Genomic DNA, 19,891 nt, shown 5'->3' with positions numbered 1-19,891 from the left:
GCCGGATTCACTCCCGCTGCGGGACCGCCAGTTGCAGCGCGCGCACCAGCGCCAGCAGCGGCTCGCTCTGCCCGGCGCGGCGCAGCCACATCGCGCCGACCGCCGGCAGGTCCCAGGTCAGCGTGTGCGGCAGCACCGCGGCGGCGCCGGTGGCGGCCAGCTCGGCCGCCACCCCGCGCGGCACGATGGTGATGGCGCGCGGCTGGGTGCGCAGCAGCGTGGCGATGGTCTTGATCGAGTAGGTCTCCACCATCGGCGTGGGCGGCACCGCGCCGGCGGTGGCGAACAACGTGTTGACGGTGCGCCGGATCGGCGTGTGCCCGGGCGGCAGGATCCAGTCCAGCGCGGCCAGGCGCTGCCAGTCGAGCTTGCCGCGCGCCAGCCGCGCCGCCGCCGCGGTCGGCACCACCAGCGCCGGCTCCTCCCGGTACAGCGGCGCCTGCACGATGTCGTCGCCGGGCGCATAAAAGGAGCGCGCGATCACGCAATCCAGCTCGTGCGCGCGCAGCGCCGCCACCAGTTCGTCGGTGGTGCCCTCGCGCACCACCACCGCCGCGCGCGGCTGCTGGCGCAGGCCGTGCGAGCAGGCCGCGTCCAGCACCACCGGCGCCACGTAGGGAATCACGCCGATGCGCAGCCGCCCGTGCAGCCCGGCGCCGATCACGGCCAGCTCGCGGCCCAGCGCCTCGGTGTCGGCCATCGCCAGGCGCGCGTGGACCAGCACCGCCGCGCCCGTGTCGGTGGGCTCCAGCCCGCGCCGCGAGCGCGCGAACAGCGGCACCATGAAGATCTCCTCGATCTCGCGCAGCGCCTTGGTCACGGCGGGCTGGGACAGCCCCATCTCGGCCGCCACGCGCGAGACCGAGCGCTGCCGGTCCAGCGCCAGCAGCAGCGCGAGGTGCTTGAGCCGCAGGCGGGAAATCAGGTTGTGCTGGAGCTTGTCGGCGGATGGCATGGCGGGTCCGGTGCGTTCTGCGGAGTGTTCCGCGGGTCGTTCTTTGTATAACCAAACCTTCATACAACAATAATTATTCGGCTGCAAACGGTTATTCAGGACTCTTATACTGGCGTTCAGCCCTTCCTTGTCACCGATCCTTCACGGAGTCCCCATGTTCACCACCCGCCCGGAAATCGTCGGCACCTTCGGCGTGGCCTCGTCCACCCACTGGCTGGCCTCGCAGACCGCCATGAGCGTGCTGGAGCGCGGCGGCAACGCCTTCGACGCGGCGGTGGCGGCCGGCTTCGTGCTGCAGGTGGTGGAGCCGCACCTGAACGGCCCCGGCGGCGAGGTGCCGATCCTGCTGTGGAGCGAGCGCGAGCGCGCGGTGCGCTCGATCTGCGGGCAGGGCCCGGCGCCGGCGCTGGCGGACCCCGCCGCGATGCGCGCCAGGGGGCTGGACCTGGTGCCCGGCATCGGCCTGCTGCCGGCCACGGTGCCGGGTGCCTTCGGCGCCTGGCTGACCATGCTGCGCGACTACGGCACCTGGGAGCTGGCCGACGTGCTGGCCCCCGCCATCGCCTACGCGCGCCACGGTTTCCCGCTGGTGCCGCGCATCTCGCAGGCGATCCTGGCGGTGCGCGAGCTGTTCCAGCAGGAGTGGCACAGCTCGGCCGAGGTGTGGCTGCCGGGCGGCCGCGTGCCGCGCCCCGGCACCCTGCATGCCACGCCGGGCGTGGCGCGCACCTACACGCGCATCCTGGAGACGGCCGCGGCCGCCGGCGGCACGCGCGAGCAGCAGATCGACGCCGCGATGGCGTGCTGGTACCGCGGCTTCGTGGCCCGGGAGATCGACGAATTCTGCCGCACGCAGGCGGTGCGCGACACCACCGGCGAGCGCCACAAGGGCCTGCTGCGCCTCGACGACATGGCCAACTGGGCGCCGACCGTGGAAGCCCCGGCCACGCTGGACTTCGGCCGCTACACGGTGGCCAAGTGCGGCATCTGGAGCCAGGGCCCGGCCTTCCTGCAGCAGCTCGGCATGCTGCGGCACGCCGACCTGGCGGCCCACGCGCCCACCTCGCCGGAGTTCGTGCACCGCATCGCGGAGGCGGCCAAGCTCGCGATGGCCGACCGCCTGGCCTGGTACGGCGACCCGCGCTTCGGCGACGCGCCGCTGCCCGGCCTGCTCGAAGCCGGCTACCTGGCCGCGCGCGCGCAGCTGATCGGCCAGCAGGCCTCGCTGGAGATCCGCGCCGGCACGGTGGACGGCCGCGCGCCGCGCCTGCCCGACCTGGGCGCGGCCGAGCGCACGCTGCGCGATGCCGACGTGCGCTTCGGCGTGGGCGAGCCCACCTTCGCGGCGATGCCGCCGGTGACGGAGTGGGCCGAGCGCGAGATCTTCGTCGGCGACACCTGCCACATCGACGTGATCGACCGCCACGGCAACATGGTCGCGGCTACGCCGTCGGGCGGCTGGCTGTCGTCCAGCCCGGTGATCCCGGCGCTCGGCTTCGCGCTCAACACGCGCCTGCAGATGACCTGGCTGGAACCGGGCCTGCCCAACACGCTGGCGCCGGGCAAGCGCCCCTGCACCACGCTGTCGCCGTCGCTGGCGCTGCGCGACGGCGAGCCCTACATGGTGTTCGGCACGCCCGGCGGCGACCAGCAGGATCAGTGGTCGGTGGCGTTCTTCCTGCGCCACGCGGTGCACGGCATGAACCTGCAGGAAGCCATCGACGCGCCGGCCTGGCACATCGACCATTTCCCCGGCTCGTTCTGGCCACGCTCGGTGGTGCTCAACCGCCTGAGCGTGGAGTCGCGCCTGCCCGAAGAAACCATCGCCGAACTGCGCGCGCGCGGCCACGAGGTGAAGGTCGGCGAGCCGTGGTCGGAAGGCCGCATGTCCGCCTGCACGCGCGAGCGCGACGCGCAGGGGCGGCTGGTGCTGCGCGCCGGCGCCAACGCGCGCGGCATGCAGGGATACGCGGTGGGACGCTAGGCGCAGCGGCAATAAGCAGGACAAGGAGACGCAAGCCGGCGTGCAGCCGCCGCCGGACCACACCAATCAAAACCGGGCCGCCCCGCGCGGCCCGCATCGCCATCGGAGAGTTGAAGACATGAAAGCCGTACTCAAGCGCTGCCTGCTGGGCCTTGCCGCGTTCTCGCTGTTGTGTGCCGCGTCGGGCGCGGGCGCGGCGGATGCCTATCCGCAGAAACCCATCACGCTGATCGTGCCGTGGGCCGCCGGCGGCTCCACCGACATCCTGGCGCGCGTGCTGTCCGAGCAGTTGACGCGCTCGCTGGGCCAGCCGGTGATCGTCGACAACAAGCCGGGCGCCTCGGGCAACATCGGCTCCGCCGCGGTGGCGCGCGCCAAGCCCGACGGCTATACGCTGCTGGTCGGCTCCATGAGCACGCACGCGATGAACCCGGCGCTGATGCCCAACATGCCGTTCCGCGGCGTGGAGGACTTCACGCCGCTGGGCCTGCTCGCCTACGTCACCAACACGATGGTGATCCATCCCTCGGTGCCGGCGCACAACGTCAAGGAACTGATCGCCTACGCGCGCGCCAATCCGGGCAAGCTGGCCTACGCCAGCGCCGGCGCCGGCTCCACCAACCACCTGAGCGCCGTGCTGTTCGAGAAGATGGCCGGCGTGCAGATGCTGCACGTGCCGTACAAGGGCGGCGCGCCGGCGGTGGTGGACACCGTGGCCGGGCAGACCCAGCTGCTGTTCTCCGCCGGCACGCAGACGCTGACCCACGTGAAGGCCGGCAAGCTGCGCCTGCTCGCCGTCACCGAGAGCAAGCGCTCGCCGCTGCTGCCCAACGTGCCGACCGTGGCCGAGACCGTGCCCGGCTATGAACTGTCGGTCTGGTACGGCGCCTTCGGCCCGGCCGGCATGCCGCCCGCGCTGGTGACGCGCCTGAACCAGGAAATCAACCGGATCATGTCGCTGCCCGAGGTGAAGGAAAAGATGAACGCCATCGGCGTGGAAACCGCCACCTCCACGCCGCAGCAGTTCGCCACCATCCTGCGCCGCGACGCGGACCGCTACGGCAAGCTGATCCGCGAGCTGGGCATCAAGGCGGAATAAGGACGTGAGCGGCCTCATTTCCGACGCGGCCCGCGTGACGCTGCCGGCTGCCGTGCTGGACGCGCTGTGCGGCCAGCTGGCGCGCGCGGACGCGCCCGCCGCCGCCTTCGATGCGATCGGCAGCGCCACCGCGGCGCTGCTCGGCCCGGGCCTGCTGACCATCAACGCATGGCGGCGCGACAGCGCCGAGGTGGAGCGGCTGTGGTCCTCCGACCCCGCCGCCTATCCCGTCGGCGGCCGCAAGCACAAGCCCGATTCCCCGTGGTCGCGCCAGTTGCTGGGCCAGGGCGAAGTCTTCGTCGGCGAGGGCGACCACGCGCTGGCCGCCGTGTTCGACGACATCGCGGTGATCCGCGCGCTGGGCCTGTCCGCCGTGGTCAACGTGCCGGTGTGCGAGCGCGGGCAATGCGTGGGCACCTTCAATTTCCTGGCGGCGCGCGCCGCGTGGGCGCCGGGCGAGGTGGCGACGCTGCGCATGCTGGCGCAGATGGCCACGCCGGCGGTAGTGGCAGCGGCGGCGGCGAGCCGGGCGGACTGAAACGCCGCGCCTCAGTACGTCAGGCGCAGCGTCGCGGTGACGTTGCGCGGCGCGCCGAACTCGCCGAAGAAGGAGTTGGGCACGCGCGCGTAGTAGTGGCGGTCGGCGATGTTGTTGAGCGCCAGGAAAGCCTCCACGTGGCGGTTGAAGCGATAGCCCACGCGCGCGTTGAACAGCGCGTAGCCGCCCTGCGCCCAGTAGCCGCGCGTGGTGCCGCTTTGCGCCAGCATGCTGGCGCCGAGGAAGGTGCCGGCCAGCGGCCCGGACGAAAGCCGGTAGCTGGTGGCCAGCTTGAACAGGTGGCGCGGCTCCTCGGCGTCGTAGGCGCTGCCCTGCAGCGTGGGGCTGGAGGTGTAGCGCGTGTTCAGCAGCGTGTAGCCGGCCGAGAGGTTCCAGTTGGGCAGCGGCGTGCCGGCAAGCTCGGCCTCCCAGCCCTGGCTGCGCACCGCGCCGCTGGCGACCGAGCCGGTCGGGTGGTCCTGGTCGGCCACCGCGAGGTCGCTGCCGTTGATGCGGAAGGCCGCCACCGACGCGTTCAGGCGGCCGTCGAGGAAGGCGGCTTTCAGCCCCGCCTCGTACTGCTCGCCGGAGAACGGCGGCAGCGCGCCGCCGCTGAAGGTGGTCTGGGTCTGCGGCGAGAAGATCTTGGCGTAGCTGGTGTAGGCCGACAGTTGCGGCGTGATGCTGTAGACCAGCCCGGCATACGGAATGAACTTGTGCTCCTCCGACGCGGCCACGCTCCAGTCGCCGCCCGGCGCCGGCAGCACGGCGCGGGTCTTCTGCTGGAACCAGACCTCGCGCCCGCCCAGCACCAGCGACAGCGGCTCGAGCACCTGCAGCCGGGCCTGGCCGTACATGCCGTACTGGATGGTGCGGGTGTCGGTGCCGTCGTCGAAATGGCTCAGGTCGGGCGCGGGGATGACCGGGTTGAAGATGTCGTGCGTGCCGAGGTCGGCATAGGTGTTGAGGCTGTCCTGCCACAGCGACGAATAGTTGGCGCCGAACAGCAGGTGATGCTCGCGGCCGAACAGCTTCACGGTGCCCGACACGCTGGAGTCGAAGCCCAGCCACTCGTTGGTGTTGCGCTGCCCCTGCCCGAAATAGTCCGCCAGGCCGGTGCCCGCCTGCGGCGTGGCGGCATAGGCATACGTGCCGCGGCTCAGCGCATGGCGGTAGTACAGCGTGGTCTGCGACTTCCAGTCGTTGTCGAAGCGGTGCGTCACCGTGCCGTTGACTTCCTGCATCGACTGGTAGGAAGTGTTCCAGCCCGGCCCGTAGTTCTGCGAGCGGCCGCGCGGGCCGGTCACGGGCGTGCCGCTGGTGTCGACGCCCACGCCGTAGTCGAAATCGTCGAGCGGGTTGACCTGGTAGGCGGCCGACAGCGACACCGTGGTGCGCGGCGTGAGGTCGTACTCGATGACGCCGTAGGCCAGCCCGAGCTTGCTGCCCTGGCCGTCGACGAAGCCGTTGCTCTTGCTGCCCACCGCCACCGCGCGGCCGCGCAGCGTGCCGGCCTCGTTGAGCGGCCCGGTCACGTCCACCATCTCGCGCAGCGCGGCCCAGGAGCCGACCGAGGTTTCGCTGACGAAGCGGAACTTGTCGCCGGGCTGCTTGCGCACCAGGTTGACGCTGCCGCCAAGCGCGCCCTGCCCGTCCATCAGGCCGGAGGGGCCGCGGAAGACTTCGAGGCGGTCGTACATGGCGAGGTCGAACTGGGACTGGTACTGGATGCCGTTGAGCAGCGAGATGCCGTCGTACTGCACGTTCACGGGGAAGCCGCGCGCATTGAAATAGGCCGAGCCGTCGCCGTAGTTCACCGAGGTCAGGCCGGGCGTGTACAGCAGCGCGTCCTGCAGCGTGCGGATGTCCTGGTCGTCCAGTTGCTGGCGGGTCAGCACCGAGACCGAGCTGGGAATGTCCTTGCGCGCGACGGGCGCCTTGCCGAACATCGTCACGGCGCGCGCGCCATAGCTGCCGCTGCCCTCGGTGGCCGCGCTCGGCTCGCGCTGGCCGCGCACCTCCACGGCGGGCAGCGTGGGCCCGGCGGCGGCGGGTGCCGCGGCGGTGGCGACGGCCTTGCGCAGGCTGTAGCCGCTGCCGGCCTGCGGCACGGCCTCGAGCCCGGTGCCGTCCAGCAGCCGGCGCAGGCCGGCCTCGATGCCGTAGCTGCCCGACAGGCCTTGCGTGGCCAGGCCGCTGACGGCGGCCGCGTCATACGAGAGGTTGATGCCGGCGGCGCGCGCGAACTGGTTCAGCGCGGGCTCCAGCGGGCCGGCGGCGATGCCGTAGGCGTGGGCATCGGCCTGGGCCGTGGCCGTCTGCGCGGATGCGATGCGCGGCACGGCGACGCTCCCCAGCGCCAGGCCCAGCAGCGCGGCGCGCAGGGCCAGCGTCAGCGGGCGCGGGGCCGGCGCCAAGGTAGAGGCGCGGCCGGCGGCGAAGGTGGCATCGTTGGAGCGGACACGGCGGGACAGGCGCGGAAAACGGGAGGCGGGAGCGGTCATCGGCAGGATTCGGGCGGATCGGATACGGCAGGTTGCAAGAGGGCTTCTACTTGTCTGCCGAGCGAGAACGCCAATCCCCTCAGTTTTTTTCCGATTTTTTTTCGGGCGCGCGCCGCCGCTGCCCGCGCGCCGCGCTTCAGACCGCGCTTCAGACCGCGCCGTCCGGCCCGACCATGACCCAGAAGCGCGTCAGGAAGCGCACCCTGACCGGCAGCGTCTGCACCAGGAACTGCAGCGTGGCGCCGGTATCGCCCAGCTGGAACACGCCCGACACGGGCAGCGCGGCCACGCGCGCGTCGCAGGCGATATGGCCGACGCGGTAGCGCCCCAGCTCGGCCAGCAGCGCGTCCAGCCGCATGCTGCGCGCGGCGATCACGCCATCCACCCAGCCGGCCGGATCGGCCGCCGGCGCCGGCACCAGCGAGGCGCCGTCGGCGGCGAGCCGGCCGCTCTGCCCCGCATGCACGACGGGCGCGCCGGGATCGGCCGGCGCGCCGCTGGCCGGATGCAGTTGCACCGCGCCTTCCTGCACGCTGATGCGCGCGTCGGTCTCGTACAGCCGGACCGTGAAGCGCGTGCCCAGCGCCTGCATGGCGCCGAACGGCGTGCCGACCCAGAACGGCCGCCGCGCGCGCGCCTGCGCGTCGTGGCCGGTAGTGACCAGCATCTCGCCGCGGCGCAGCGCGATGCGGCGCTGCACGCTGTCCATGCGCACGTCGATGGCGCTGTCGGTGTTGAGCACGATCACGGTGCCGTCGGCCAGCGCGACGGTGCGGCGCTCGCCGGTGGCGGTGGCGTAGTCGGCCACCAGGCGCTGCCACGGCGCGTGGCGGTAGCCGGACCATCCCGCCGCCAGCGCCACGCCGCCGAAGGCCAGCGCGCGCAGGGCGTCGCGGCGCCGGCGCGCGCGCGCGCCGCGCAGGGCATCGGCGGCGTCCAGCGCGTCGTGCGCGAGCCGCGCCGGCAGCCGCGCGAAATCGGCGTTGAGCGACTGCACCCGCGCCCACGCGGCGGCATGCAGCGGGCTGGCCGCCAGCCAGCGGGCGAAGGCGGCGCGGCTCTGCGGCGTGGGCACGTTGAAGTCGAGGCGCACCGCCCAGGCGATGGCCTCGTCGACGATCTTGCCGGGAATCTCCGCGGCCTCCGCCGCCGCGGCCAGGCCGGCGGAGGCGCTGCGTGCCGCGCTCATGCGTGGAAGCGCAGCTGGTAGCAGTGGCGCAGCGCGCTGGCGACGTAGCGCTCCACCGTCGCCAGCGACACGCCCAGGCGCGTGGCGATCTGCGGGCAGGTCAGCCCGTCGAGCTGGGCCAGCAGGAAGGCGGTGCGGACCTTGGGCTTGAGGCTGTCGAGCATGGCGTCCACCGCGATCAGCGCTTCCAGGAACAGCAGCCGGCTCTCGGGCGACGGCGCCTCGGGCTCGGGCAGCGCGGCCAGCGTCTCCAGCCAGGCCTGCTCCAGCTCGCGCCGCCGCCAGCGCTCGACCACGAGGCCGTGGGCGATGGTGCTCAGGTAGGCGCGCGGCTCGCGCAATTCGTCGGCGGCCGGGCGCGACAGCAGGCGCATGAACACGTCCTGCGCCACGTCGGCGGCATCGAAGGCATTGCCGAGCTTGCGGCCAAGCCAGCCTTGCAGCCAGCGGTGGTGGTCGCTGTAGAGCGCGTGGATGCGATGGTGCGGGAGAGGTGCGGCGGCCGGCATCGTGGTTTCCCAGGCAGGGCTCGAGCCCCCGATCAATTGCAAATAAGAATTATTTTCAATTCTATCCAAGGGCATACCGGCCTGCAATGTCGGCGCGGGCCGCATTGACTTATGCGAGACCACCCTCTACTATCTTTTGCGAATCTATCCTCGCATATCGCCACCCCGCAAGCAGCGCGCCAACATGCCCGACGCCATCACGCAGGAACTGCCCGGCAGGTCCGGACCGCCCGGAGCGCCGGCCCGCAAGGCCGGACACGCGCTTCGCTGGACCGCCCTGGCCGGGTCTTCCGTGGCGCTCGCCGCCCTGCTGGAATGGCTGGGCCTGCCGGCGGCGCGGCTCTTCGGGCCGTTGCTGGCCGGCGTCGTGATGACCGCCGCCGGGGCGCGCCTGCGCGTGGCGCCGGCGGCATTTCTCGTGTCGCAGGGGCTGATCGGCTGCATGATCGCGAGGATGCTGCCGTCGTGGTTCTATGGCACCGTGGCCGGGCGCTGGCCGGTGTTTGCCGCCGGCGCGGCGTCGGTGATCGCGGCGAGCGTCGCGCTGGGCTGGTGGCTGACGCGCCGGCGCGTGCTGCCCGGCACCACGGCGCTGTGGGGGCTGAGTCCGGGTGCCGCCACCGCCATGATCGTGATGGCCGAGGCGTATGGCGGCGACGCCGCGCTGGTGGCCTTCATGCAGTACCTGCGCGTGGTCGTGGTGGCCGCGGTCGCCGCGGTGGTGGCCAGGGTGTGGGGCGTGGGCGAGCACCATGCGCACCTCGCCACCGGCTGGTTCCCGCCGGTCGCCTGGCTGCCGCTGCTCGGCACGCTCGCGCTGGCGGTGCTGGGCCCGCTGGCGGCGCACCGCCTGCGGATACGCGCCGGCGCCTTCCTGCTGCCGCTGTTCGCCGGCATGTACCTCGGCCACCAGGGCTGGCTCCGGCTCGAGCTGCCGCCGTGGCTGCTGATGCTGGCCTACGCCGTGATCGGCTGGCGCATCGGCTTTCGCTTCACCCGGCCGCTGCTCGCGCACGCGGCCAGGGCGCTGCCGCGGCTGCTGGCCTGCACGCTCGCGCTGGTCGGCGTGTGCGGCGCGCTCGCCGCGCTGCTGGTGGCGGCCACCGGCATCGATCCGCTCAGCGCCTACCTGGCCATGAGCCCGGGCGGCGCGGACACGGTGGCCATCATCGCGGCGTCCAGCCATGTCGACGTGCCGTTCGTCATGGCCATGCAGATGCTGCGCTTCATGACGGTGCTGCTGCTGGGGCCGCCGCTGGCGAGGTTTCTCGCCGGGCGCGCCCGCGGGCCGGCCGCGCTTCCCTGACCTTCGTTTCCCCTGCCTTTTGCCATGATCCACTTCGCCACCTTCTTGTGCGGGGCACTGCTCTGCAACAGCATTCCGCACCTGAGCTCGGGCCTGCGCGGCGTGCCGTTTCCCACGCCGTTCGGCCGCCCGCGCGGCGTCGGCGATTCCCCGCCCGTCGTCAACAGCCTGTGGGGCTTCCTCAACCTGGTGGCCGGCCTGTTGCTGCTGTCGCGCCATCCGGTCGGGCTGGCGCCCGGCGCGGACCTCGCGGTGCTGCTCGCGGGCGCGCTGGCGATGGGCATCTACCTGTCGCTGCATTTCGGCAAGGTCCGGCGCGGCCGGCGCTGAACGCGGGCGGCGCGGGCCGCGTGCTAGCATGCCTGGCTCGCCTATCGTCCCATCGCACACTCCGCCGACATGTCTTCCGAACCCAGCAGCCAGCCCGGCGCCGGCGCCACCGAACCGAAGCGCGAGCGCGGCCGCATCCGCGTCGCGGCGATCCTGGCGGCGGGCGCCGAGCTCTTCCTGGAAAAAGGCTACGAGGCCGCCACCATGACCGAGATCGCGGCGCGCTCGGACACGGCCATCGGCTCGCTCTACCGCTTCTTTCCGTCGAAGGAGGCGCTGGCCGACACCCTGCTGATGCGCTACGCCCGGCTGGCCATCGACGGCCTGGCGGAAGTGGAGCGGCGCGCCGCGGCGCTGTCGACCGAGGCGCTGGCGGCGGCGCTGGTGGACTCGATGCTGGCGCTCAAGGCCGAGCGCAGCTTCGCCATCGCGCTGCTCGACGCGGGCGCCGGCAGCGACGACAGACGCGCCCAGTTCCGCGCGGCGATGCGGCAGGGCATGCTGGCCATCCTGAAGAACGCCGCGCCCAACGTGCCGGCGGCGCGCGCCGAGGCGATGGCGGCGGTCCTGCTGCTCCTGCTCAAGGGCGTGCTGGGCGCGCGCGGCGCCGACCCGGACAAGCCGGCGCTGCGCCGCGCGGTGGCGAAGGAAACGCGCGAGCTGGTGCGCCTGTACCTGGCGGCGGCGCGCGCATTGCCCGAGGCGTAGCCCGGCACGCGAGCACCCGGCGGGGGGCCTTTCCCGGCGCGATGCGCCCGCGCCGGCCTCTCGATTCCATTTTCCGGAATTCAGAAATCCCGATCCTGCCATTCCCGCGCTCCGGGTGGCGGCATCACAATGCGCGTAGCGCAACGTTGCCGCTACAGCCTTCATGCTGGCGCGCCGCAGCGCAGGCGGCCGGCCCCGATGCCGGCCATCCCTCCCCGCTCGACCAATCCCCCGCAAAATCATGAGAACAATCACGATCAACGGTCAGCCGCATTCGATCGACCTGCCCGACGACGCCCCCCTGTTGTGGGCGGTGCGCGACCACCTCGGCCTGACCGGCACCAAGTTCGGCTGCGGCATGGCGCTGTGCGGCGCCTGCACCATGCACCTCGACGGGCAGCCCATCCGCTCGTGCGTGACGCCGATCTCGGCCGCGGACGGCAAGAAGATCACCACCATCGAAGGCCTGTCCGCGGACAAGACCGGCCAGGCGCTGCAGGCCGCGTGGGAGGAATTCGGCGTGCCGCAGTGCGGCTACTGCCAGGCGGGCCAGTTGATGTCCGCCACGGCGCTGCTGCATTCGAACCCGCATCCGACCGAGGCCGACATCGACGGCGCCATGAGCGGCAACATCTGCCGCTGCGGCACCTATACGCGCATCCGCGCGGCGATCCAGCACGTGGCCAAGTCGGGCGCAGCGGGCGCCAAACCGGGTGCGAAACCGGGCGCCGGCAAGGCCGCCGCCAAGCGGAGCGCCCAATGAACGCGCGCGACAACCTCACGGGCGCGGCCGCCCGCCCGCAATCGGCCGCGCGCCGCCGCTGGCTCAAGGGCATTGGCGCGGTCGCCGGCCTGACGCTCACGGTGGGCCTGGACGGCATCGTGCTGGCCGCCGAGGAAGCCAAGAAATATGGGCGCGACGGCATGCCGGGCGGCGCGGTGGACAGCCCGCTGGTGTTCCTCTCGATCGGCGAGGACGGCAAGGTCGCCATCGTCTGCCACCGCTCGGAGATGGGCCAGGGCGTGCGCACCAGCCTGCCGATGGTGGTGGCCGACGAGCTCGAGGCGGACTGGGCGCAGGTGCGCGTGGTGCAGGCCCCGGCCGACGAAACCCGCTACGGCAACCAGAACACCGACGGCTCGCGCAGCGTGCGGCATTTCTTCGAGCCGATGCGGCGCGTCGGCGCCAGCGCGCGCAGCATGCTGGAGAGTGCCGCCGCGGCGCGCTGGGGCGTGCCGGTAAGCGAGGTGCAGGCGCGCAACCACGCGGTGGTGCACACCCCCAGCGGCCGCAGCCTCGGCTACGGCGCGCTGGCGCAGGACGCCGCGCGCCTGCCCGTGCCGGCGCCCGCCAGCCTCAAGCTCAAGGACCCGGCGCAGTTCCGCTACATCGGCAAGGACAGCACGCGCAGCATCGACGGCCACGACATCGCCACCGGCCGCGCGCAGTACGGCATCGACGTGCGCCTGGACGGCATGCTGTACGCCGTGGTGGCGCGCCCGCCGGTGTACGGCGGCAAGGTGGCCAGCTTCGATGCCGCCGAAACCATGAAGGTGCCCGGCGTGGTCAAGGTGGTGGAGATCGCCGGCAGCCCCGAGCCGGCCATGTTCCACCCGCTTGGCGGCGTGGCGGTGATCGCCACCAATACCTGGTCGGCCATCAAGGGCCGCGAGGCGCTCAAGATCCAGTGGAACGACGGCCCCAACGCCAGCTACGAGTCCGCCGCGTTCCGCGCCAGCATGGAAAAGGCCGCGAGCCAGCCCGGCAAGGTGGTGCGCAACCAGGGCGACGCGATGACCGCGCTGGCCGGCCCCGGCAAGCGCGTCACCGCGCAGTACTACCTGCCGCACATCGCGCACGCGACGATGGAGCCGCCGGTGGCCACCGCGCGCGCGGCCGGCGGCAAGTGCGAGGTGTGGACCTCGGTGCAGGCGCCGCAGGCCACCTGCGAGACCGTGGCCGCGCACCTCGGCCTCAAGCCCGCCGACGTCACCGTGCACGTGACGCTGCTGGGCGGCGGCTTCGGGCGCAAGTCCAAGCCGGACTTCGCCGCCGAGGCCGCGCTGCTGTCCAGGGCGATGGACGGCAAGCCGGTCAAGGTCACATGGACGCGCGACGACGACCTGCACCACGACTATTTCCACACCGTCTCGGTCGAGCACATGGAGGCGCTGCTGTCGCCCGACGGCCGCGCGCAGGCGTGGCTGCACCGCACCGCGGCGTCAAGCATCAGCTCGATCTTCGTGGCGGGCTCGAAGAACGAGGCGCCGTTCGAGCTGGGCATGTCGGCGGTCAACGTGCCGTTCGACATCCCCAACGTGCGCGTGGAGAACCCGGACGTGCCCGCGCACACGCGCATCGGCTGGTTCCGCTCGGTGTCCAACGTCCCGCACGCATTCGCCGTGCAGTCGTTCGCGGCCGAGCTGGCCGCCGCGGCCGGGCGCGACCACCGCGACTACCTGCTGGCGCTGCTGGGCCCCGACCGCAAGATCGATCCGGCGCAGTTGTCCGACTCGTGGAACTACGGCGAATCGCCGCAGCAATATCCGCTCGACATCGCGCGCATGCGCAACGTGATCGAGGTGGCCACGCGCGAAGCCGGCTGGGGCCGGAAGCTGCCGAAGGGCCGCGGCCTCGGGCTGGCGGTGTGCTACAGCTTCGTGACCTACGTGGCGGCGGTGATCGAGGTGGCAGTGGACAAGGATGGCGGCATCCGCGTGCCGCGCATCGACATCGCGGTGGACTGCGGCGCGCAGGTCAACCCGGACCGCATCCGCTCGCAGGTCGAAGGCGCCTGCATCATGGGCATCAGCCTGGCCACCACGGGCGAGATCACCTTCAAGGACGGGCGTGTCCAGCAGGACAACTTCCACCAGTACGAGGTGATGCGCGCGCCGTCCGCGCCGCGCGCGATCCACGTGCACCTGGTGCCGGGCAGCTTCGACGCGCCGCTCGGCGGCGTGGGCGAGCCGGCGGTGCCGGTGATCGCGCCGGCGCTGTGCAACGCCATCTTCGCGGCCACCGGCAAGCGCATCCGCGCGCTGCCGATCCGCGAGCAGTTGAAGGCGTAACGGCATAACGACGCCGCGGCGGGCACCAGGGTGCAAGCCCCGGCGCCGCGCAGGGCCGGGCCTGGCGGGACCTCCGCCGCGCCCGGCCCTTTTTCTATTTGCGGCGTGGGCCCTTCCGTTCGCGGCACCGCGCCAGCAGTTGCAGCACCGCCGGCGAGCGCTCGTTGCGGCGATGGATCACCGCCAGGTGGGACAGCACGTCGTTGCGCGCGAGCGGCTTGAATACCACGTCCGGCGGCGCGAACGCGCGCATCGAGGCCGGCACGAACGCCACCCCGAAGCCGGCCGCCACCATGCTGATGATGGTGGCCATCTGCCGCGACAGCGCCTCCACGCGCGGCTGGAAGCCGGCATGGCCGCAGATGGCCTGCGTGATGGCATAGAAGCCGGTGCCGTGCTCGGTGTGCGTGCAGATGAAGGTCTCGTCGCGCAGCAGCGCCACGTCGACGCGCGCGCGGCGCGCCAGCGCGTGCGTGGCATGCAGGGCCACCACCACGGGCTCCGCGTCGATGTCGAACAGCGCCACGCCTTCGGGCAGCGCGCGCAGCGGCGGGCGCACGAAGCCGATGTCGAGCTCGCCGCGCGCCACGGCTTCCAGCTGCGCCGGCACGTCGGTCTCGCGCATGGCCATGACGACCGCCGGATGCTCCTGCCGGAAGCGGTGCACCAGCCCCGGCAGCAGGCCCGACAGCGCGGCCGAGGCCACGTAGCCGATCGACACGCTGCCGACGTCGCCGCGGCTGGCGCTGGCCGTGGCCAGCTCCGCCTGGCGCACCTGCCGCAGGATGCCGGCGGCTTCCTCGTGGAACACGCGGCCGACCTCGGTCAGCGCCAGGCGGCGCTTGTCGCGCGCGAGCAGCGGCGCGCCCGCCTGCTGCTCGATCCAGCGGAACTGCTGGCTCAGCGCCGGCTGCGAGATGCCGAGCCGCTCCGCCGCGCGGCCGAAATGCAGTTCTTCCGCCAGCGCCACGAAATAGCGGTAATGGCGCAGTTCCAGGTTCATCGCGCGCGTCTCCTCCGGGTTCCCGGTCTTTGCCATGTCGATAAGGCGAGCTTATCAAAGATTAAGCCAGCGATACTTGCACCTATGGCCGCGCAGGCCGCATGATGCTTGCCTTGGCGGCGCGCGGCGCCGCGCGCGGAGCGGGAGCGTGCCCGGCATGGAACTGGTGAACAAGCAGGTGGCCGACTGCGGCGAGGCCGTGGCCGGCCTGCACGACGGCGCCACCGTGATGGTGGGCGGCTTCGGCAGCTCGGGGCTGCCCGGCGGCCTGATCGACGCGGTGCTGGCGCACGGCGCGCGCGGCCTCACGGTGATCTCCAACAACGCCGGCTACGACGGCGAGGGCGTGGCCAGCCTGATCGCGGCGGGCCGCGTGCGCAAGCTGGTCTGCTCCTACCCGCTGACCGCCGGCGCCACGGCGTTCCGCGACGCCTACCGGCGCGGCGAGATCGAGCTCGAACTGGTGCCGCAGGGCACGCTGGTGGAGCGCATCCGCTGCGCGGGCGCCGGGCTGGGCGGTTTCTACTGCCCGATCACGGCCGGCACCATCCTCGGCGAGGGCAAGCCCGTGCGCGAGATCGGCGGCGTGCAGCACGTGCTGGAGCTGCCGCTGCGCGCGGACTTCGCGCTGATCCGCGGCCGCCACGCGGACCGCCTCGGCAATCTCGACTATCACCTCGCCGGGCGCAATTTCAATCCCGTCATGGCGACGGCCGCGCGCGTGGTGGCGGCCGAAGTGGACGGCATGGTCGAGGCCGGCGCGCTCGACCCGGAACAGGTCGTGACGCCGGGCATCTTCGTGCACCGGGTGGTGGTGGCAGACCAGCGATATGGAGGCGGGCGATGACGACGACGGCCATGACCGGATGGACCCGCGAGCAGATCGCGCGGCGCGCGGCGCTGGACATTCCCGCCGGCGCCTACGTCAACCTCGGCATCGGCCTGCCGACCCTGGTCGGCGACCTGATCCCGGCCGGGCGCGAGGTCTTCCTGCACAGCGAGAACGGCATCCTCCACCTCGGCCCGCGCCCGCCGGCCGGCGAGGAACACCCCGACCTCATCAACGCCAGCAAGCAGCCGGTCACGCTGCGCGCGGGCGCGGCGATCTTCGACTCCGCGCTGAGCTTCGCCATGATGCGCGGCGGCCATCTCGACCTGGCCATCCTCGGCGCCTATGAAGTGGCCGCCAACGGCGACCTCGCCAACTGGACCCGCGGCGACCCCGGCACGCCGCCCGCGGTGGGCGGCGCGATGGAGCTGGCCTACGGCGCGCGCGCGGTGTGGGTGCTGATGGAACACACCACGCGCGACGGCCGCCCGCGCCTGCTGGAGCGCTGCCGCCTGCCGCTGACCGCGCGCGGCGTGGTCGGGCGCATCTACACGGACCTCGCGGTGCTGCGCGTCACGCCCGCCGGCCTGCAGGTCGAGGCGATGGCCGAAGGCATGACGCTGGCGCGCCTGCAGGCGCTGACCGAGGCGCCGCTGCTGGCCTGAGACGCATCAGGCCAGGCGCTTCACCACGGCGTCGGTGAACTGCTGGGTGGTGGCCGAGCCCTTGAGGTCGCCGGTGCGCACCTGGTCCTGGTTGAGCGCGGCGTCGATGGCGCCGCGCAGCCGCGTGGCGAGGTCCTGCCGGCCCACGTGCTCGAGCATCAGGCCCGCGGCCAGCATCAGCGAGATCGGGTTGGCGATGCCCTTGCCGGCGATGTCCGGCGCCGAGCCGTGCACGGCCTCGAAGATGGCGGCGCTCTCGCCGATGTTGGCGCCCGGCGCCATGCCCAGGCCGCCCACCAGTCCGGCGATCTGGTCCGAGAGGATGTCGCCGAACAGGTTGGTACACAGCAGCATGTCGAACTGCCACGGATTGAGCACGAGCTGCATGGCGCAGGCGTCGACGATGCGGTCGTCCATCTCCACGCGGCCCGCGTAGTCCTGCGCCACCTCGCGCGCGGCATCGAGGAAGATCCCGGTCAGCGCCTTGAGGATGTTGGCCTTGTGCACCACGGTGATCTTCTTGCGGCCGTTCTTCACCGCGTACTCGAAGGCGAAGCGCGCGATGCGCCGGCAGGCGTCGCGCGTGTTGGTGCCGGTGGAGACCGCCACCGCGTGCGGGTCGTCGCCCACGGCGATGTAGTAGTCGTGCGCCACGTAGAAGCCGCCCACGTTCTCGCGCACCAGCACCAGGTCGATGTTCTCGAAGCGGCCCGGCACCAGCGTGCGCGCGGGCCGCACGTTGGCGTAGAGGTTGAACGCTTCGCGCAGGCGCACGTTGACCGAACGGAAGCCCCCGCCCACCGGCGTGGTGAGCGGTCCCTTGAGCGCCAGGCCGGTGCGGCGGATGCTCTCCAGCGTCGCCTCGGGCAGCGGGTCGCCGCCCTGCGCGATGCCGGCCATGCCGGCTTGCTGCACGTCCCAGGAGAACGGCGCGCCCAGCGCGTCCAGCAGCTTGACGGTGGCTTCCACGACTTCGGGGCCGATGCCGTCGCCGGGAATCAGGGTGGCGGGGATCTGTTTGGGTGTTTCGGTGGCCATTTGGGCGTCCTGTGGTTGAAATCAGGTTTACAAGGATAGGTGATCGGGCGCGCCGCGGCGCGCGGCGGCGTGCGCGATGGGGCCGCGCCAGTACGCCAGTGCCGCGTGACACCAGTCCCGGCGGCGGCCGGAACGCACCACGCCGAAACACAAAGTTCACAAATCCACGCCGCGCGCCGGCTTGACACCCCCGACCCCGATCGTCAAGAATCGCTGATCGGGTTGCCTGCGTGCCAGGCGCACCGCATGCGTCGCGCCGGGGCTGCGGCATTGGTGCCGGCAGCGGTGCTGGCAACCGTGCCGGCATTGATTGATGCCGGCGGCGGCAGTCGCACCGGCAGGCACCGCGGACACGGCAGGCACCGCAAGCACCGCAGCACCGCAAACACCGACGGTCTGGCCCCACGGGCAACAGGCCGCACGCTACCGCCAACGTGCCACGCGCACAGGCAACACGCATGGCGCCGGGGAAGCAGCGCAGAACCGCCAGGCGATCTTTCCGGGTCCGCTTCCCTTGCATGGGAACAAGCGCAAGCGGGCCGCCAATTCCAGGGAGGCTCCCTTGCGCCAGAACGCCCGCAACAGCACCAAGCCCGCCGCCGCAACCGCCGGCACCGCCGCCAGCGCGACGCTGCCGTCCGGCTCCGTCCTCAGCCAGCACGGCGAGCTCATCACCGAACTGATCGACCTGGCCGTCGCCGCCGGCCCCAAACCCGATTCCCGCGTGCCCGAGCTTGCCGGCCTGATCGAGGTGCTGGGCGAGGAAATCCGCCAGCGCGTGACCAGCGGCTGCGCCGAGCTCGAGAACGTCGGCGCGGGGCTGGACAGCGTGCTGATGCTGGCGGACATGCAAAGCGAGAGATCGGAGGATGCCTACGGCATGTACTGCCTGCTGAAGCTGCTCAAGCAGCAGCTCGACAAGGCAACGGGACAGTTGCGGCAGGTGCTCTGAGCCGGGCGCGCGCCGCTACCACGCGGCGGCGGCCGGGAAGCAGCAAGGAAGCGGCAAGGACAAGGACCGGGAAACCGGGGGCCGGCGCGGGCCCCGGCGGTTCAGGCCGTGGTGTTGACCATCGAACCTGAGGCGCTGCCGCTCTCGGCCAGCAGGGCCTGGGTCAGCGCGCCCATGGCCGTCTGCAGCGATGCCGAGGTGGAGGCAACCTGGGACTGGATCGCGCCCATCGCGGCCGCCTTGGACTCGTCGTCCATCTTGCTGGCCTGGATGGACTGGAGCTGGCGCTGTTCCTCGGCCAGTTGCTTCTGCAGGTCGGCGATCTGTTTCTTCAACTGCTTGACGGTGTCGGACTCGGTGCTGCTGCTGTCGCTGCTGGAGCCGCTGGCGCCGCCGGCAGGCGCGGCGCCCGACAGCGACGGGCCGGCAACGCGGCCGCCCGCGGCAGCGCCGGACGATGCCGACGACGCGGACGCGGCCTGGCTGTCCTGATTGCCCTGCTTGTCGGCCTGGGCGGCGTTGACGGGGGTGCTCGATCCGGGCAGCGTCACCTGCGGGTTGACTACGCTGATGCTCGACATGTCGGGTTGTCCGTTACGTTGGGGATGACCACATCATCGGCACGATCCCGCGAAACTTTAGGGCGAACAGAACCCGCGCGCCCGTTTATTTGTCGACGATGGTGCCGAGGTTGACCCGCACGCGCCGCAGCAGGCCGATCAGCTGGTCGCGCTCGTGCGCGCTCAGGCCGGCCAGCGCTTCCGCGGCCACCTCGTCGCCGACGCGGCGCGCCTTGTCCAGCGCCATCTCCGCCTTGTCCGTCATGCGCACCACGCGCTCGCGGCGGTCGTCCGGGTTGGGCTGGCGCTCGATCCAGCCGCCCTCCTCCATGCGGTCGAGCAGGCGGCCGGCGGAGATCGGCGCCACCTCCAGCAGGTCGGCCAGCCGCGCCTGGTTGACCTCGCCGTAGTGGCTCAGGTAGGCCAGCGCGCGGCACTGCGCGCGGGTCAGGTCGAGCGAGGACTTGGCCAGGTCGTCGAAGCGCTTGCCGCACAGGCGCCCGACATCCGAGACCAGGAAGCCAAAGCGCTTTTCGAGTTTCGTTTCCATGCAGCGATTGTACAAAGATCCGAGCGGCGCCCCGCGCATGCCACGCATGGGCGCCGCCGCCGTATAATAAGCATGCTTATCATCCTGCCAGGCCGTCCCC

At 72.0% G+C, this 19,891-nt stretch carries 19 protein-coding genes; 11 read left to right on the top strand and 8 right to left on the bottom strand.

Going from position 1 to position 19,891, the window contains the following annotated elements; genetic code table 11:
• Nucleotides 1-7: 7 nt before the first annotated feature.
• The gene (locus KF708C_RS29915) at nt 8-955 is read right to left on the bottom strand and encodes a LysR family transcriptional regulator (protein ID WP_020204014.1); all 948 of its coding nucleotides are present in this window, start codon (nt 953-955) and stop codon (nt 8-10) included.
• 154 nt (nt 956-1,109) lie between these two features.
• Between KF708C_RS29915 and KF708C_RS29910 the strand changes: the two genes are divergently transcribed.
• The 3 genes from KF708C_RS29910 to KF708C_RS29900 all read left to right on the top strand — a co-directional run bounded on the left by KF708C_RS29910 (nt 1,110) and on the right by KF708C_RS29900 (nt 4,576).
• Nucleotides 1,110-2,939, top strand: a complete 1,830-nt coding sequence (locus KF708C_RS29910) for a gamma-glutamyltransferase family protein (protein ID WP_059415151.1) — start codon at nt 1,110-1,112, stop codon at nt 2,937-2,939.
• Between the two features lie 118 nt (nt 2,940-3,057).
• A complete protein-coding gene (locus KF708C_RS29905) occupies nt 3,058-4,038 on the top strand; it encodes a Bug family tripartite tricarboxylate transporter substrate binding protein (protein ID WP_059415145.1) in 981 nt (326 codons plus the stop codon).
• 4 nt (nt 4,039-4,042) lie between these two features.
• Nucleotides 4,043-4,576, top strand: coding sequence for a GAF domain-containing protein (locus KF708C_RS29900; RefSeq protein ID WP_059415139.1), 534 nt, complete (start codon nt 4,043-4,045; stop codon nt 4,574-4,576).
• 11 nt (nt 4,577-4,587) lie between these two features.
• Here KF708C_RS29900 and KF708C_RS29895 read toward each other — a convergent pair whose 3' ends face one another.
• The 3 genes from KF708C_RS29895 to KF708C_RS29885 form a co-directional block, all read right to left on the bottom strand.
• Nucleotides 4,588-7,080 carry a TonB-dependent siderophore receptor gene (locus KF708C_RS29895; protein WP_059415138.1) on the bottom strand — a complete coding sequence of 831 codons (2,493 nt, stop codon included), beginning with the start codon at nt 7,078-7,080 and terminating at the stop codon, nt 4,588-4,590.
• Between the two features lie 148 nt (nt 7,081-7,228).
• The gene (locus KF708C_RS29890) at nt 7,229-8,269 is read right to left on the bottom strand and encodes a FecR domain-containing protein (protein WP_059415136.1); all 1,041 of its coding nucleotides are present in this window, start codon (nt 8,267-8,269) and stop codon (nt 7,229-7,231) included.
• The gene (locus KF708C_RS29885) at nt 8,266-8,778 is read right to left on the bottom strand and encodes a sigma-70 family RNA polymerase sigma factor (protein WP_020204020.1); all 513 of its coding nucleotides are present in this window, start codon (nt 8,776-8,778) and stop codon (nt 8,266-8,268) included. Before KF708C_RS29885 ends, KF708C_RS29890 begins: the two co-directional genes overlap by 4 nt.
• A gap of 184 nt (nt 8,779-8,962) precedes the next feature.
• Here KF708C_RS29885 and KF708C_RS29880 point away from each other — a divergent pair, with 184 nt between their 5' ends.
• The 5 genes from KF708C_RS29880 to KF708C_RS29860 all read left to right on the top strand — a co-directional run bounded on the left by KF708C_RS29880 (nt 8,963) and on the right by KF708C_RS29860 (nt 14,194).
• Entirely contained in the window at nt 8,963-10,084 is a 1,122-nt protein-coding gene (locus KF708C_RS29880; protein ID WP_197090447.1) for an AbrB family transcriptional regulator, read from the top strand.
• A 24-nt stretch (nt 10,085-10,108) separates the two neighbouring features.
• Nucleotides 10,109-10,414: a hypothetical protein gene (locus tag KF708C_RS29875; protein WP_059415133.1), complete on the top strand. Its 306-nt coding sequence runs from the start codon at nt 10,109-10,111 to the stop codon at nt 10,412-10,414.
• A 69-nt stretch (nt 10,415-10,483) separates the two neighbouring features.
• The gene (locus KF708C_RS29870; RefSeq protein WP_059415131.1) at nt 10,484-11,122 is read left to right on the top strand and encodes a TetR/AcrR family transcriptional regulator; all 639 of its coding nucleotides are present in this window, start codon (nt 10,484-10,486) and stop codon (nt 11,120-11,122) included.
• Nucleotides 11,123-11,363: 241 nt separating this feature from the next.
• The gene (locus tag KF708C_RS29865; RefSeq protein WP_082080102.1) at nt 11,364-11,885 is read left to right on the top strand and encodes a (2Fe-2S)-binding protein; all 522 of its coding nucleotides are present in this window, start codon (nt 11,364-11,366) and stop codon (nt 11,883-11,885) included.
• Nucleotides 11,882-14,194 (top strand): xanthine dehydrogenase family protein molybdopterin-binding subunit, encoded by a 2,313-nt coding sequence (locus tag KF708C_RS29860; RefSeq protein ID WP_059415129.1) that lies wholly within the window; start codon nt 11,882-11,884, stop codon nt 14,192-14,194. The genes KF708C_RS29865 and KF708C_RS29860 overlap by 4 nt, the downstream gene beginning before the upstream one ends.
• Before the next feature lie 94 nt (nt 14,195-14,288).
• Here KF708C_RS29860 and KF708C_RS29855 read toward each other — a convergent pair whose 3' ends face one another.
• Nucleotides 14,289-15,197 carry a LysR family transcriptional regulator gene (locus tag KF708C_RS29855; protein ID WP_020204026.1) on the bottom strand — a complete coding sequence of 303 codons (909 nt, stop codon included), beginning with the start codon at nt 15,195-15,197 and terminating at the stop codon, nt 14,289-14,291.
• A gap of 163 nt (nt 15,198-15,360) precedes the next feature.
• On the opposite strand from KF708C_RS29855, the gene KF708C_RS29850 reads away from it, so the two are divergent.
• The gene (locus tag KF708C_RS29850) at nt 15,361-16,044 is read left to right on the top strand and encodes a CoA transferase subunit A (protein WP_370552878.1); all 684 of its coding nucleotides are present in this window, start codon (nt 15,361-15,363) and stop codon (nt 16,042-16,044) included.
• Nucleotides 16,041-16,691 (top strand): 3-oxoacid CoA-transferase subunit B, encoded by a 651-nt coding sequence (locus tag KF708C_RS29845; RefSeq protein ID WP_370552877.1) that lies wholly within the window; start codon nt 16,041-16,043, stop codon nt 16,689-16,691. The genes KF708C_RS29850 and KF708C_RS29845 overlap by 4 nt, the downstream gene beginning before the upstream one ends.
• 6 nt (nt 16,692-16,697) lie before the next feature.
• Here KF708C_RS29845 and KF708C_RS29840 read toward each other — a convergent pair whose 3' ends face one another.
• Nucleotides 16,698-17,729, bottom strand: coding sequence for an isocitrate/isopropylmalate dehydrogenase family protein (locus KF708C_RS29840; RefSeq protein WP_059415124.1), 1,032 nt, complete (start codon nt 17,727-17,729; stop codon nt 16,698-16,700).
• A 562-nt stretch (nt 17,730-18,291) separates the two neighbouring features.
• On the opposite strand from KF708C_RS29840, the gene KF708C_RS36555 reads away from it, so the two are divergent.
• Nucleotides 18,292-18,681, top strand: a complete 390-nt coding sequence (locus KF708C_RS36555) for a DUF1484 family protein (protein ID WP_059415122.1) — start codon at nt 18,292-18,294, stop codon at nt 18,679-18,681.
• A gap of 101 nt (nt 18,682-18,782) precedes the next feature.
• Here the strand turns inward: KF708C_RS36555 and KF708C_RS29830 are convergent, their stop codons facing one another.
• Nucleotides 18,783-19,262, bottom strand: coding sequence for a hypothetical protein (locus tag KF708C_RS29830; RefSeq protein WP_059415120.1), 480 nt, complete (start codon nt 19,260-19,262; stop codon nt 18,783-18,785).
• A gap of 85 nt (nt 19,263-19,347) precedes the next feature.
• On the bottom strand, nt 19,348-19,791 hold the full coding sequence (locus tag KF708C_RS29825; RefSeq protein WP_059415118.1) for a MarR family winged helix-turn-helix transcriptional regulator: 444 nt from the start codon (nt 19,789-19,791) through the stop codon (nt 19,348-19,350).
• Nucleotides 19,792-19,891: the final 100 nt, after the last annotated feature.

Source organism: Cupriavidus basilensis, assembly GCF_000876015.1.
Classification (GTDB): domain Bacteria; phylum Pseudomonadota; class Gammaproteobacteria; order Burkholderiales; family Burkholderiaceae; genus Cupriavidus; species Cupriavidus basilensis_B.
This window is presented reverse-complemented; position numbering and strand designations above follow the sequence as displayed.